Raw genomic sequence first — 13,959 nt, forward strand, 5'->3', positions numbered from 1 at the left:
CATTTTCAAAAATCGATTAAATTACATAATATTCATACACTTATAAATATAAAAAATTGTCTTTTACCGTTAGTCGAAATTTTTTCACCTGTCATCCATGACATAGTGTTTACTTTTACAGCATGTCAGCATAGTTCGTATTCCCTTCAGGGCAACGGAGTTTGCAATGTCAAATATGGTGAGTAAGGCGCAAGGTTTAGGACTATCATTGATTACCAAACTTGCAGGAAGTGACGTACTTGATCAACTCAAACTTAGAAAGTTTGTAGAACGATCACTTTATCAAGGTTCAAAAACAGGCTTTAAGGCACTTTCAAAAGCGCAGAAAACGTTTAAATCCAACTCAATTGATCGACAGCGCCTGCCTCGGCAAAACAAAGATTTATTTGATTTGAGTTTGACCGAAGAACAAACCATGACGCGCGAAGCCATGCGCAAATTTGCACAGGAAGTGCTCTATACACATGCACATCAAGCCGATCATGATGCACAATTCCCCGAAACTATTTGGCAATATCTAGATGAACTTGGCCTGAATTATTACGCCCTTCCCGAAGCTGCAGGAGGTGTAGCCAGTGAGCAAAATATTGTGAGTAATATTTTAATTGCAGAAGATCTGGCGCAAGGTGATTTTAGTCTAGCCGCAGGGATTTTAAGCAGCTTTAGTGCCATCAATGCGATCACTCGCTGGGGATCACAAAGCATTCAATCACGTTATTTATCCGCTTTTGCTGAAGATAGTCAGTTAAAAGCCACTTTTGCAACGCAAGAGAATACTGCCGCATTTAATCCGTTCCAACTTAAAACGACAGCCAAGCGTAAAGGTGACCATTTTTACTTGGATGGACAAAAAACACTGGTGCTTTTAGGTGAGCATGCCGATCTTTACCTCGTCAGTGCCATGTTTGAGGGCCAGCCCGATGTATTTGTAGTTGAGCGAAGTGACACCATTGCCATAAAGTCATCACCAGCGATGGGTTTAAAAGCGACTGAAACGGTAACACTTGAGTTTCAGCAGACCCCTGCCCAGCGCTTAGGTGACGATGATTTTGACTACAGTGCATTTGTCGATTTGGGTAACTTGATGTGGTGTGCCATGGCAGTTGGCACTTGCGAGGCGGTTAAACGCTATTGTATTGACTATGCCAATGATCGGATCGCCTTTGGCGAACCTATCTCGCATCGTCAAAGTGTGGCATTTATGGTGGCCGATATGGCGATAGAGATTGATGCAATGCGGATGCTGGTCTGGAATGCGGCCAGTCTTGCAGAGGCTGGCCAATCCTTTCATCGCGAAGCGTACTTGGCTCGTTTATTGTGTGCCGAAAAATCCATGCGGATCGGCACAGATGGCGTGCAAATTCTGGGCGGTCATGGCTTTACCAAAGAACATCCTGTCGAACGCTGGTATCGAGATTTGCGCGCAACTGCGATTGTTCATTCGGGCTTACATGCATAAACACACGACAAGCACAAGAAAGGATATGCCATGAACTTACAAACTCCCAAAAAATTTAAAATGATGGTCAGTCAGGCGCATGATGTCGCAGTCAATGTTTTACGCTCCATTTCACGTAAATATGACAAAGCTGAGCACGCCTATCCTAAAGAACTCGATATGATTGCCTCACTGATTGACGGCATGAATGAAGGTGGTGACGGGATCAATGCAGGCGCAGCGGGTGCGAGCAAACGCGGCGATGAAAATCGAGAAGGCATTCGAAACGGCACCAATATGTCAACCGCACTCGGTATTATAGAAATGTGCTATGGCGATACCGGATTACTGCTCAGTATGCCGCGTCAAGGACTTGGTAACTCTGCCATTGCAGCGGTAGCAAATGACGAACAGCTGAAACGCTTTAAAGGCATCTGGGCTGCAATGGCCATTACCGAACCCAATTGTGGCTCCGACTCCGCTGCCATTCGAACCACCGCAGTAAAAGACGGTAATGACTACATTTTAAATGGTGAGAAAATATATGTGACGTCGGGTGCCCGTGCTGATGCTGTGGTGGTTTGGGCAACACTGGATCGAAAGCTGGGTCGAGCTGCAATTAAGTCGTTTGTGGTGCCTAAAGGCACGCCGGGCATGACCATTGAACGTCTGGAGCACAAACTTGGAATTAAGGCCTCAGATACCGCTGCAATTAGTTTTGTCGATTGTCGTATTGGTGCCGAAAACTTGCTTGGCAATGCTGAGATCGATGTTGCCAAAGGCTTTGCAGGTGTTATGGAAACCTTTGATAATACCCGTCCACTCGTTGCTGCTATGGCCATAGGATGTGCCAAGGCATCACTTGAGCGCATTAAAATACTGTTAAAAGATCATCTCGATCCGCATTACATCACCCCCTATTTACAGACTTCTCATTTGGCAGCGCAGGTCTATCGAATGGAAGCTGAATGGGAAGCGGCCCGTTTATTGACCCTTAAAGCGACATGGATGGCTGACAATAAACAACCCAACTCGAAAGAAGCCTCAATCGCAAAAGCCAAAGCTGCACGGATTTGTAATGAAATCACCTTAAAATGCGTCGAACTCGCGGCAGGTTTGGGTTACAACGAAGATGAATTACTCGAAAAATGGGCGCGTGACTCAAAAATTCTGGATATTTTTGAAGGAACTCAACAAATTCAGTTACTCATTATTGCACGGCGAGAACTCGGTAAATCGTCCAGCGAGCTCAAGTAATTCAATTTTTTAAGTTTAAAAAAAGCCTCATAAGAGGCTTTTTTATTTATTCAGATGATTGCATTGGATCGGTTAGACCAAATTTTGCAAACAATTTGGCACGGCGTTTAGGATATATATTGGCTTTAGATAAATCGCCTTTATAATGCACCAGCACACGCTGATCCATCATTTTGAACCAAAGTGGTGGAATCATGGCTGGCAATAACATGCTGGCATATCCGCTTGGTAACTCAGGTGCTTCATCGAAATGGCGTAACGCCTGAAATGGTCGTGTTGGATAAGCATGATGATCAGAATGACGCTGTAACTGGTACAAAAATAAATTGGTCACAATATTATTATTGTTCCAGCTATGCTCAGGCATGGTTCGTTCGTATTGACCATTCTCTTTTTTCTGCCGTAATAGACCGTAATGCTCAATATAGTTAATAATTTCAAATAAACTAATGCCATAAAATGCCTGAGTTACCAAATAAGGCAGTGTCCCCTTACCAAATATACCCAGCATACTACTGTGAAAAGCAGCACTCATGCCCCAGCCTTGCAACAGTTCATTCTCCTTCGACCAGAACTTTTTGCCTTTACGTTTTAGACGCGTTGTTTCAATTTCGATCGCAGATTTAAGTGAACCAAATACGGTGCGTGGCCAAAATTCATAAAAGGTTTCTCCCATTTGCGATGACGCGGGATCTTCTGGGGTTGCCGCACGTTTATGGTGCCCGTAAGGATGTTCGATCCGAAAATGGTTATAGCCAGTCGGAACCAAAGCCAAATGTGATAAAAGATGATCAATGCGATCCTGTTTATGACTTAATTCGTGTGCTGTATTCACGGCAATGCCATTAATCGCCCCCATTGAAATGCCGAGTAAGATTTTATCTAAAAACGATGTTTGTTTACGGCTCGTTAGATAGCAAGCATATACGTTGGCGATATATTGCAAAGGAATGAATGTTTTGACTAACCGAGCATAATAGGGATCATTTTCGAGTTGTTTGATCTCTTCCACACTCGGATTACTGGCATCTTTGCCAATCAGCGTATCAATCGTCGGAATAATTACGTGCAGAAGTAATGGACCGCCCAATGCAAAGATCTTTTTGATCGGACGAGGAGAAAATTGATAGCCTGCCAAAATTCCGATACCCAAAACTGGAAGCGCAGGACTGATCATCCATAAGTAGCGTTTGCGATCAATCTCACGCATCGACTTAGTTGCCTGAATGGCGTCTTCTAAAGACGGGTCCACTTTCACTGGTGCGTTCATTGTGCATCCTTTCTTTTTCTTGCCTTGTATTAAAGCTATGATTATGTATTCTGCGCCGTTAAAACAGTCGTAGGCGTCCAAAAAACCTATTTAAACGTCTTTGGCATTTTCATCCATTTCAATGACCTAAAATCACATGTAGATGAGAAAATCACGTAATATAATCAAGACATAAAAAGAATCTGAAACGCGGTATGGATGCACTGAGTAAAATCTTTGATGATATTCATTTAAATAAGTCTGAATATTTATACCTTAAAACCCAAGGTGAATGGGCTTTTCATTGCGGTGCACAAGATGCATTGGTGACTCATATCATCTTGATGGGAAGTGCAACATTTTACATCACCGATGGCACGCAGGTCGAAGCACAGGCAGGCGATATTGTGCTGATTCCCTCTGGAAAAGCACATCATGTCTCGAATGACAGGCAGAGTAAGCTGATTGACAGCATGAGTATTGATCATCTATTCAATGGTCATCTCAATGACGCGATTGAATTCGGCTCTGGATCAAATGAACACGCCCTGATCTTTACTGTGCGTAGTCATATTGATATGCATATGGCTGGGCCACTACTCGATGCTTTACCTGCATTTCTTCATATTCATCATGCCATGAGTTCGACTGGGCCTGAATGGCTACGCGTCGGGTTGTATTTTGTGGCACTCGAGACGCAGCGGATTCAACCGGGTCGAGATAAAATTTTTGATCATTTGATGAGTATTCTTTTTATTGAATGTGTTCGCGATTATATTGCACAGCTTGACGATCAAGAAAGCTGGCTTACTGCACTGAAACATCCCGAATTGTCTAGCGCTCTAGCGGCAATTCATGCATATCCCGAACAGCCTTGGACGGTCGAAACACTCGCAGATCAATGCTGTATGTCGCGTTCAAAATTTGCCAGTTTGTTTCAGAGTGTGCTACGCGAAACGCCACTGGCTTATTTACAGCAACATCGTTTACGGCTCGCGGTCCAACTACTCAGAACCAGCAACTTCAATATTCAGCAAATTGCCCATAAGGTGGGTTATGCTTCTGAAACTGCATTTAGTCAAGCCTTTAAGCGACAGTTTGAACAAACACCCAAACAGTATCGACAAAGTATTAATGTAAATGTCGAATAAAAAAAGCGCCATTTCGGCGCTTTTTTTGATTGAAACTTATTTTATTTTTGCATGAGACTTCAGGTATTGGGTGTAATCATCCAATTCCTGTTGTCCGCGGAAACGTTGATAAAGCTTATTCAACTCTTGAAGCTGCTCTGGATTCAATGCATCAACTGCTTTTGAATTGACATCAGATACGGCAACCACAACCATTTCGTCGGGTAGCTTAGTCGCAGCTACAGACCACATGCCGGCTTTTGGTGCGCTTAGGCTAAATGCTGTACGTTCAATTTCGCGTTTTAGGCCTTGAGAGCGAGCAAATACTCCTGCATTTTCAAAACGTAAACCACTTTTTGCAACCACTTGTGCCGCAGGTTGTGTTTTAAAGTCATTCAGAATCGTTTGAATTTTTGCTTGAGCAGCTTTAAAGGCCTTATCTTCGATGAGTTTAGCGCGCACTTGGGCAGTTGCAGCGGCTAAAGGTTTTACACCTGCTGCATGATAATTGCGGACTTTCACCCAAATCGTATCACCATTGGCCAACTGAATGTTGGTCGATGCATTACGGTCACCGTTCTTTACATCATCACTAAAGAGTTTTGCCTTGACACCGGCTTGACTCAATAATGGGTGTTGCGTTCCAACTGTGACGCCGTTGAGTGCTTCAACTTTGCTGCCTTTTACTTCTTGAGCAACTGAATCTAATGCATCGCTACTCACCACCATTTCATTTAAACGATTGATGGTGTCTGAGTATGCATTTGCTGCCTTAGACTTTTGTAACTCAGCAGTTAATCTGGCTTTTTCTTCCTCAAACGAAGGCACATTTTGCTGAGCCGTTTCAACCTGAATAATATGATAACCATATTGCGTTTTCACAGGTTTTGAAATCTGACCATTTTTCAATGACTGGACTGCCTGATCGAAATCTGCCGAGAAGACACCCGGTTGGTAAGCATCGACTAAACCACCATTAGCTTTTGAGCTGGTGTCATCTGAATACTGCTGCGCGGCCTGAGCAAATGAAGTTCCAGCCTGAATCTTGGCATAAACATCATTGGCCAGTTTCAATGCTTGTGCATCAGTTCGGTTATCCAAAGTAATCAAGATGTGCTTTACATTTCGTTTAGCATCTTTCTTTTGATTTTCTACAAAAGTGCTATAAGCCTGTTGCAATTCTGCTTCAGTAACCGCCGCCGGTGCCGTCGTTATCTGTGATGGTGAAACCACAATATAGTCGACATCTACACTTGCAATCTGTTTGAAGCTGTTTTTATGTGCATTGTAATAGTCAGCAATTTCTTGATTGGTTACACTGATATTCTTCTTATATTCATCAAGTTTAATGCTAGCCAAATGCAACGTACGCTGCTCTGTTTGTAAGACAGCAACTTGCTGCAGATCATGTTTACTCACCAGTGCTGTATCGACTACGCTTGACGTCAGCATTTTCAAAGCATGATCTTGACGAAGACTTGCGATCAATGCCTGACTGGTCATGCCAACCGAGCGCAAGTAATTGCTGTATAAGGTTTCAGAAAATTTACCATTTTCCTGGAAACTTGGTTGCTGAGCCAGCATTTGTTCAATTTGTACATCGCTCAAAGAAATGCCTAATTTTTCTGCTTGCTGTAACAATAGACTACGAGCAATAAGGGTATTGAGCGCATTTTCTTGAATATACGATTGATTTAATAAGGTTTCATCACCTTTCACTAGCGACAAATACTGTTCTTTATAGGTTTTGGTTAAATTTTCCAAATCCTTTTTGGAGATATCTTGACCATTTACCGTTTTAGCAACATCTGCTTTGTTTCCCCCGCCAAAATAGCCTTCAATTCCCACGAGCGCCAAAGGGGTCAAAAACAAAATCAGCAGGACTTTTCCAAGCCAACCCTTAATGACTTTACGAAACGATTCCATAAATATTCCAATATTTTATTTCGGAGGGATTTTAACTGAAAAACGCTATTGAATGAATGTATGAAACACTCAGAGACGCATCTTTTTTTAATAAAAAACGCGCCTTAAGATGGCGCGTTTAATTTTATTAAAAGATTAAGCAACAGAATCTTTTAAACCTTTACCAGCTTTAAAGCTTGGTACTTTGGTCGCTTTAATTTGAAGCTCTTCACCAGTTTTTGGGTTACGGCCCGTACGCGCAGCACGATCTTTCACGCTAAATGTACCAAAACCTACTAAAGTGACAGAATCACCTTTTTTAAGCGCTTCTGTTACAGAAGCAATAGTCGCATCCAATGCCTTACCAGCATCAGTTTTAGACAATCCCCCTTTCTCCGCAATCGCATCAATTAATTCTGATTTATTCATGAAGGTAACGTCCTCTTAATTCGTTTATTTGAGATCCAAGGCTGAAGTTTAAAAAGGCCATGACGCCTTTATAGCAATGCTTTAGGGGGAAACGCAATACTACCTAAGCTGTTTTAGTTAAAATAACGACGAATTTATGAAGAAATTTGCCAAAATCAGTTTTTTCTCACTTTTCATTTAATTTCGCTTGCAACTTTTGATTTTCTTGTATCAACAAATCAACTTTTGCCGTAAGTTGTACTAACATTTGCTCCAGATGCTGAACGTCTTTTGTAGTCACAAGACCAATCCGATTCAGCGAATGATGGACACTTTGGTCAATCATCTTTTCAACTTTGTCCTTTGTATCGACGACAGATTCTTTGGCTTTTTCAGTTACCCGATGTACAGTTTGATCGGCAACATCTTGGGTTTTTGACTCAAGCTCTTCTCCAACTTTGACCAATGAGTCAAAAAGCTTATTCCCTTCTTCCTCTGCACGTGAGAAAGCCCCTAAACCAGCCAACCAGATCTGCTTGGTATATTTTCTAAAATCTAAAGCCGATTTTCGAGAAGCTTTTATTTTTTCACATTTTTTTTCTGATTCATTGTCTAGATCATCTGCATTGACTGATTTTTTTTCCATTCGTCGTTACTCCTGATTACTTTCGCATCACTTTGTCGGATTTGTATTAAAAATACTTCTATAATAACAAGCCAGCACTTGATCGTTTATTAAAAGTGTTCTACAAAGCAAACTAAATTGATTTTTATATCGAGCTGTATTACTCAACACATGCGTTATCTAAGGATTCACTTTTTATGAGCGAAGCGCAACAAAGAAAAGAACAAAGTTATTTGTTGCTCAATATTATTTTGATCATACTTGAAACTGTCTTCACTTTTATCTTAAAGAACGACGGTGTCATTGCTTTGCAAGCAAAAAAGTTTGTTCAGAACAAAGTGACCATCCGCATCAACAGCTATCTTCCTTATTTCGACTGTTATGTGCAGTTTTGTGAAAAAGGCATTTTGTTCGATTATAAAGCGCCAGAGTATCCAGTAGATCTTACCGTGAATACGACTTTAATGGATTTATTTAAAGTGTTGTCTGTGGGTAATCGCTATAGCATCAAAAAAATGCGTATTGAAGGCGACGAACAGCTTAAAGAACAATTTAAAGATATTATTCTTCACTTTAGTGTACCTAAGCTTTTTGCAGACTGGAAACAATGGTTAAACCAACCGGCTTCTCCAGATGATATTTTAGGTTCAAAAAAGCGAATCGCTCCCCTCTTGGACAAGATCGATCAGCAACGCACCCATATCAATACGCTAACTGTCGAAGTAAAACAATATAAAAACCGTTTACGGCGCTTGGAGCGTCGTCAGCGCATCATCAATGTCGGCTTTGGTATTACGACAATCGTTTTGGTTTTGTTATTGGTGTATACTACGTGGCTGAATTACAACTAATAGAAAAATCTGATTATCTAAAGCGATTTAAATGACAGTGAAAAAACTTGACTAATTTAGTCAGGATTCATAAAATTCCATTATCTAGTCTCAACATGTGTACCGAATCATGCGTCTTACAACTCGCGGTCGCTACGCAGTGACTGCTTTACTTGATTTAGCCTTGCAGCCAACTGAACAAACGATCACGCTAGCAGAAATTGCAGCTCGCCAATCCATTTCAGTGGCCTATCTCGAACAACTCTTTGCTAAACTTAAGCGTCATGGCTTGGTTTCGAGTGTTCGCGGAGCAAATGGTGGTTACCACTTGGCACGCAACTCTGCCGAAATTACGGTTTTAGAAATCATTGAAGCAGTTAATGAAACTGTCGATGCCACGCGTTGTGACCATAAAGGCAACTGCCAAAACGGTGCAATGTGCTTAACACATGACTTATGGCAAGAACTTTCTCACCACATTGCCGATTACTTAGCAAAAATCACACTGGCTGACTTGTTCGCACGCGACAACGTTCAAACCGTTGCACTACGTCAAAATTCAGTTCATTTCGATTCACCGCTTCTTTCGGTTACAGGTATTTGACATGAAACGTCCGATTTATCTTGATTATGCAGCCACCACTCCCGTTCTTCCAGAAGTAGCGGAACGTATGATGGAATGTCTTACTTTTGAAGGCACATTCGGTAATGCTGCATCACGTTCACATGCATATGGCTGGCAAGCTGAAGAAAAAGTTGAATATGCACGTGAACAAGTTGCCAATTTAATTAAAGCAGATCCACGCGAAATCGTTTGGACTTCTGGTGCAACAGAATCTGACAACCTTGCGCTTAAGGGTATCGCACAATTCTACGGTTCGAAAGGTAAGCACATTATTACCAGCAAAATTGAACACAAAGCTGTGCTTGATCCATGCCGCGAACTAGAAGAAGAAGGTTTTGAGATTACCTATCTAGAGCCAGAGCCACGTACAGGTTTGATTACACCTGAAATGGTGAAGGCTGCGCTTCGTCCAGACACCATTCTTGTTTCACTTATGTTGGTCAACAACGAATTGGGTACGGTGACTGACGTTGCTGCGATTGGCGAACTTACACGTGCCAATAAAACATTCCTTCATGTCGATGCTGCCCAAGCAGCAGGTAAAGTCGAAATCGATCTTTCGACCATGAAAATTGACTTGATGAGCTTCTCTGCGCATAAGGCTTATGGCCCTAAAGGTATTGGTGCACTTTATGTTCGTCGTACTCCACGCGTTCGTTTGAAAGCACAAATGCACGGTGGTGGTCACGAGCGTGGTATGCGTTCAGGTACTTTGGCAACACATCAAATTGTTGGCATGGGTGAAGCTTTTGAACTTGCAGGAAAAAGCATTCAAACAGAACAAGCGCGTTTACGTGTTTTACGTGACAAATTATGGAATGGCTTGCAAGGTCTAGAGCAAGTTTTCTTAAATGGTCATCCGACACAAAACGTTGCAAACTTCCTTAACGTAAGTTTTAACTTTGTGGAAGGTGAATCCTTGATGATGGCATTAAAAGATGCTGCTGTATCAAGTGGTTCAGCATGTACATCTGCTACGCTTGAGCCATCGTATGTATTACGTGCTCTTGGTTTGTCGGATGAACTTGCACACAGCTCAATTCGTTTTAGCTTCGGTAAATACACCACAGAAGCGGATATTGATCACGTGCTAGAAGTAACCAAAGCCGCTGTTGAGAAACTTCGTGAACTTTCTCCGCTTTGGGATATGTACAAGGAAGGTATCGACCTTTCTACGGTTGAATGGGCTGAACACTAATTTTAATTGAAATCGGTGTTTTAACCCTCATATTTAATATTAGGCTGACCCCGAGGTTTGGAGAAGCAACATGGCTTATAGCGAAAAAGTAATTGATCATTACGAAAACCCACGTAACGTTGGTGTTTTAGACAAAAATGCTGAAAATGTAGGCACTGGCATGGTTGGTGCTCCTGCATGTGGCGACGTAATGCGCTTACAGATCCAAGTAAATAATGAAGGCGTTATCGAAGAAGCACGCTTTAAAACTTATGGCTGTGGTTCTGCGATTGCCTCAAGCTCTTTGGTAACAGAGTGGCTAAAAGGTAAGACGCTTGATCAAGCACAAGCGATTAAAAATATCGATATTGCAACCGAGCTTGCATTACCTCCTGTAAAAGTACACTGTTCAGTACTTGCAGAAGATGCAATCAAAGCCGCAATTGTCGATTATCGCAACAAGCAATCAAAAGCTTAATTAGCACTACAACGGAGTTTTCATGATTCACTTAACTGAAAATGCAGCAACTCATGTGCGCAACTATTTGCTTAACCGTGGTAAAGGCGAAGGCATTCGGGTGGGTGTGAAAACTTCTGGCTGTTCCGGTTTGGCTTACGTGCTTGAGTTTGTCGATGATGTTAATCAGCACGATGAAATCTTTGAACAGCATGGTGTAAAAGTATTTGTAGATCCGAAAAGTCTAGTTTATCTCGAAGGTTTGGAGATGGACTACGTCAAAAATGGATTGAATGAAGGCTTTGAATTTAATAATCCAAATAAAAAAGGTGAATGTGGTTGCGGTGAATCCTTTACCGTTTAATCCTTCACCTTCCCTTCTTCTTAATTAAAAACAGTGATCTTCACTGTTTTTAATTTATGATTAACTTCGGAATTCATCTCCCATGAATCATTTTGAGTTGTTTGACTTACCGGTAGCACTCGACATTGATTTAGTCGCTTTAAAAAATAATTTTCTGAAATTACAGCAGCAGTATCATCCAGATAAAGCTGTAGATAAAGAACAGGCGCTTATTCAATCTAGTGACATTAATCAGGCTTATAAAACCTTAAGTAATGTCGATAGTCGTGCTGCCTATATGTTGGCGTTGAAAAAACAAGATCATCACCTCGACCAATCTATTCACGATTTTGAATTTTTACAATCTGCACTCGAAATTAGAGAGCAGCTTGATGAAGCCTCGACTCCATCTGAGCTTGATTTACTCAAAAATGAAGTGAATCAATGGATCGATGGTCTTATTCGCGAATTTAAAATTGACTATAACGATGAAGACTGGTCGGAAGCACGTGATACCGTACGAAAGTTACGTTTTTTTCAACGGGTCTTAAACGATATAGACAAAGCAGAAGATCAGCTACTTGATGAAGATAGCTTCGATCTTGATGACGACTTTTAATTTTACTGCATAGATTTACTCAAGGGATTTTACATGGCACTCTTGCAAATTGCTGAACCTGGTCAATCAAGTGCCCCACACGAGCATCGCATTGCGATTGGTATTGACCTTGGAACAACACATTCTTTGGTTGCAACAGTTCTTTCTGGGCAAGCCAAAGTATTACAGGACGAAAAAGGCCATGTCTTATTTCCTTCGATTGTGCATTACGCCGATCAGTCGATTGAATATGCCAACGATGCCAAACCATTTTTGACTACTGATCCGCAAAATACCATTGTTTCGGTCAAGCGCTTTATGGGCCGCTCAAAAGCGGATATTAAGTTTCAGCACCCGTACAAACTGGTGGGCAATGACAATGAAATGCCTGCATTTGAAACGGCGCAAGGACGTAAAACGCCAGTCGAAATTTCTGCAGCCATTTTGACTCAGCTCAAACTTCGCGCAGAAGATAGCCTAAAAAATCCGATTAATGGTGCTGTAATTACGGTGCCTGCGTATTTTGATGAAGCACAGCGTCAGGCAACGCGCGATGCGGCCCAGCTTGCTGGATTAAACGTGTTGCGTTTATTGAACGAACCCACTGCGGCGGCTATTGCATACGGTTTAGATCAAGAAAACCAGTTAGCTCAAGACCACAATTATGTGATTTACGACTTGGGTGGCGGAACATTCGACGTTTCCATCTTAAGATTTTCACAAGGTGTTTTTGAAGTACTGGCCACTGGTGGACATACGGCTTTAGGCGGTGATGACTTAGATCGACTCATTGTTAAATGGGTGAAAAAACAGTTACAGATTGAATCACTCGATGATCACGAATATGCAGCCTTTATTGTGGCTGCACGTAGTGCAAAAGAACAACTTTCTGAATTGCCTGAAGTGACCTTTAAAGCACTGGATCATCAGATCGTACTTACCCGTAGTGATTTTGAGTCGATTATTCAAGTTGCACTTGATAAAACCATTAGTGTTTGTAAACGTGTCTTACGTGATGCAAAACTCAGTTTAGATGAGATTGAGAAAGTGGTTTTGGTGGGTGGTTCTACACGTTCGTATGCCGTTCAAAATGTGGTACGTGAAGTATTCAAACAAGAACCACTCTGTTCAATCAATCCTGATGAAGTCGTGGCAATTGGTGCATCGATCACGGCCAATCAATTGATTGGTAATACACAAGATGGATCACTTCTGTTGGATGTTACGCCATTGTCTTTAGGTTTAGAGACGATGGGTGGTTTGGTTGAGCGACTGATTTCTCGTAACACTGCAATTCCTGTGGCACGCCGCCAAGAATTTACCACGTATCAAGATGGCCAGACTGCAATGTTGATTCATGTGGTTCAAGGCGAGCGTGATCTGGTTGAACATTGTCGTTCTCTGGGTAAGTTTGTACTGCATGGTATTCCACCAATGACTGCGGGTCAGGCACGCATTGAAGTTACGTTTCAAGTGGATGCAGATGGCTTGCTCAATGTGTCTGCGCAAGAAACCACATCCGGCGTCAAAGCACAGATCGACATTAAACCATCTTATGGGCTTTCTTCTGCAGATACAGAACGCCTATTGTTAGAAGGTTTTGAGCATGCCGAAGAAGATAAAAATCTTCGTCACTTGCAAGAAACCAAAGTTGAAGCGCAACGCGAACTCGAAGCACTCGAACAAGCATTGAAAGCCGATGCTGAATTACTCGATTCATCGCAGGCAAAAGCACTTGTTCAAGCGAAAGAAGCGCTTCAGCAACAATTACAATCGAATGATATTGCTCAAATTGAAGCAGCTGTCGCCAAGCTTAAGGTGCATAGCGATGAATTTGCTGCTATGCGCATGAATCGTCATATCGATCATGCACTTAAAGGCACCAAACTTGAAGATTGGTCAAACTCACAGAAATAA

Annotated in this window: 14 protein-coding genes; 10 read left to right on the forward strand and 4 right to left on the reverse strand. The window is 41.9% G+C overall.

Translation table 11 applies throughout. The features are described 5' to 3' along the window. Window positions 1-175 precede the first annotated feature (175 nt). The gene (locus Aso01_RS09685; RefSeq protein WP_171063751.1) at window positions 176-1,459 is read left to right on the forward strand and encodes an acyl-CoA dehydrogenase family protein; all 1,284 of its coding nucleotides are present in this window, start codon (window positions 176-178) and stop codon (window positions 1,457-1,459) included. A gap of 30 nt (window positions 1,460-1,489) precedes the next feature. After that, window positions 1,490-2,695, forward strand: coding sequence for an acyl-CoA dehydrogenase family protein (locus Aso01_RS09690; RefSeq protein WP_004936878.1), 1,206 nt, complete (start codon window positions 1,490-1,492; stop codon window positions 2,693-2,695). Between the two features lie 46 nt (window positions 2,696-2,741). Here Aso01_RS09690 and Aso01_RS09695 read toward each other — a convergent pair whose 3' ends face one another. Beyond that, window positions 2,742-3,965, reverse strand: a complete 1,224-nt coding sequence (locus Aso01_RS09695; RefSeq protein ID WP_004936877.1) for an alkane 1-monooxygenase — start codon at window positions 3,963-3,965, stop codon at window positions 2,742-2,744. 194 nt (window positions 3,966-4,159) lie between these two features. Here Aso01_RS09695 and Aso01_RS09700 point away from each other — a divergent pair, with 194 nt between their 5' ends. Further along, window positions 4,160-5,095, forward strand: coding sequence for an AraC family transcriptional regulator (locus Aso01_RS09700; RefSeq protein WP_004936875.1), 936 nt, complete (start codon window positions 4,160-4,162; stop codon window positions 5,093-5,095). Window positions 5,096-5,131: 36 nt separating this feature from the next. Here Aso01_RS09700 and Aso01_RS09705 read toward each other — a convergent pair whose 3' ends face one another. The 3 genes from Aso01_RS09705 to Aso01_RS09715 form a co-directional block, all read right to left on the reverse strand. Next, a complete protein-coding gene (locus Aso01_RS09705) occupies window positions 5,132-7,000 on the reverse strand; it encodes a SurA N-terminal domain-containing protein (RefSeq protein WP_004936872.1) in 1,869 nt (622 codons plus the stop codon). A 135-nt stretch (window positions 7,001-7,135) separates the two neighbouring features. Next, window positions 7,136-7,408, reverse strand: coding sequence for a non-specific DNA-binding protein Hbs (gene hbs, locus Aso01_RS09710; protein ID WP_004936869.1), 273 nt, complete (start codon window positions 7,406-7,408; stop codon window positions 7,136-7,138). Between the two features lie 166 nt (window positions 7,409-7,574). After that, window positions 7,575-8,033 (reverse strand): phasin family protein, encoded by a 459-nt coding sequence (locus tag Aso01_RS09715; protein WP_004936867.1) that lies wholly within the window; start codon window positions 8,031-8,033, stop codon window positions 7,575-7,577. A gap of 176 nt (window positions 8,034-8,209) precedes the next feature. Here Aso01_RS09715 and Aso01_RS09720 point away from each other — a divergent pair, with 176 nt between their 5' ends. From Aso01_RS09720 to hscA, 7 genes are all read left to right on the forward strand, one after another. Further along, complete coding sequence (locus tag Aso01_RS09720; protein ID WP_004936864.1) at window positions 8,210-8,863, forward strand: hypothetical protein; 654 nt, start codon at window positions 8,210-8,212, stop codon at window positions 8,861-8,863. A 109-nt stretch (window positions 8,864-8,972) separates the two neighbouring features. After that, a complete protein-coding gene (locus Aso01_RS09725) occupies window positions 8,973-9,446 on the forward strand; it encodes an Rrf2 family transcriptional regulator (RefSeq protein WP_004936860.1) in 474 nt (157 codons plus the stop codon). 1 nt (window position 9,447) lies between these two features. Then, window positions 9,448-10,665, forward strand: coding sequence for an IscS subfamily cysteine desulfurase (locus tag Aso01_RS09730; protein ID WP_004936859.1), 1,218 nt, complete (start codon window positions 9,448-9,450; stop codon window positions 10,663-10,665). 70 nt (window positions 10,666-10,735) lie between these two features. Continuing rightward, entirely contained in the window at window positions 10,736-11,122 is a 387-nt protein-coding gene (gene iscU / locus Aso01_RS09735) for a Fe-S cluster assembly scaffold IscU (RefSeq protein ID WP_004936858.1), read from the forward strand. A gap of 22 nt (window positions 11,123-11,144) precedes the next feature. Beyond that, window positions 11,145-11,465, forward strand: coding sequence for an iron-sulfur cluster assembly protein IscA (gene iscA / locus Aso01_RS09740; RefSeq protein ID WP_004936854.1), 321 nt, complete (start codon window positions 11,145-11,147; stop codon window positions 11,463-11,465). Window positions 11,466-11,547: 82 nt separating this feature from the next. Continuing rightward, window positions 11,548-12,063, forward strand: coding sequence for a Fe-S protein assembly co-chaperone HscB (hscB, locus tag Aso01_RS09745; RefSeq protein ID WP_004936852.1), 516 nt, complete (start codon window positions 11,548-11,550; stop codon window positions 12,061-12,063). A gap of 33 nt (window positions 12,064-12,096) precedes the next feature. Then, on the forward strand, window positions 12,097-13,959 hold the full coding sequence (gene hscA, locus Aso01_RS09750; RefSeq protein WP_004936849.1) for a Fe-S protein assembly chaperone HscA: 1,863 nt from the start codon (window positions 12,097-12,099) through the stop codon (window positions 13,957-13,959).

The organism is Acinetobacter soli, from assembly GCF_000760595.1.
Classification (GTDB): Bacteria; Pseudomonadota; Gammaproteobacteria; order Pseudomonadales; family Moraxellaceae; genus Acinetobacter; species Acinetobacter soli.

Excerpts from the sequence above, each read along its gene's own strand:
- iscU (WP_004936858.1), top strand. The coding sequence starts at position 10,736 with ATGGCTTATAGCGAAAAAGTAATTGATCATTACGAAAACCCACGTAAC.
- hbs (WP_004936869.1), bottom strand. The coding sequence starts at position 7,408 with ATGAATAAATCAGAATTAATTGATGCGATTGCGGAGAAAGGGGGATTG.
- hscB (WP_004936852.1), top strand. The coding sequence starts at position 11,548 with ATGAATCATTTTGAGTTGTTTGACTTACCGGTAGCACTCGACATTGAT.
- Aso01_RS09715 (WP_004936867.1), bottom strand. The coding sequence starts at position 8,033 with ATGGAAAAAAAATCAGTCAATGCAGATGATCTAGACAATGAATCAGAA.
- Aso01_RS09720 (WP_004936864.1), top strand. The coding sequence starts at position 8,210 with ATGAGCGAAGCGCAACAAAGAAAAGAACAAAGTTATTTGTTGCTCAAT.
- Aso01_RS09695 (WP_004936877.1), bottom strand. The coding sequence starts at position 3,965 with ATGAACGCACCAGTGAAAGTGGACCCGTCTTTAGAAGACGCCATTCAG.
- Aso01_RS09705 (WP_004936872.1), bottom strand. The coding sequence starts at position 7,000 with ATGGAATCGTTTCGTAAAGTCATTAAGGGTTGGCTTGGAAAAGTCCTG.
- iscA (WP_004936854.1), top strand. The coding sequence starts at position 11,145 with ATGATTCACTTAACTGAAAATGCAGCAACTCATGTGCGCAACTATTTG.
- Aso01_RS09730 (WP_004936859.1), top strand. The coding sequence starts at position 9,448 with ATGAAACGTCCGATTTATCTTGATTATGCAGCCACCACTCCCGTTCTT.
- Aso01_RS09690 (WP_004936878.1), top strand. The coding sequence starts at position 1,490 with ATGAACTTACAAACTCCCAAAAAATTTAAAATGATGGTCAGTCAGGCG.
- hscA (WP_004936849.1), top strand. The coding sequence starts at position 12,097 with ATGGCACTCTTGCAAATTGCTGAACCTGGTCAATCAAGTGCCCCACAC.
- Aso01_RS09700 (WP_004936875.1), top strand. The coding sequence starts at position 4,160 with ATGGATGCACTGAGTAAAATCTTTGATGATATTCATTTAAATAAGTCT.
- Aso01_RS09685 (WP_171063751.1), top strand. The coding sequence starts at position 176 with ATGGTGAGTAAGGCGCAAGGTTTAGGACTATCATTGATTACCAAACTT.
- Aso01_RS09725 (WP_004936860.1), top strand. The coding sequence starts at position 8,973 with ATGCGTCTTACAACTCGCGGTCGCTACGCAGTGACTGCTTTACTTGAT.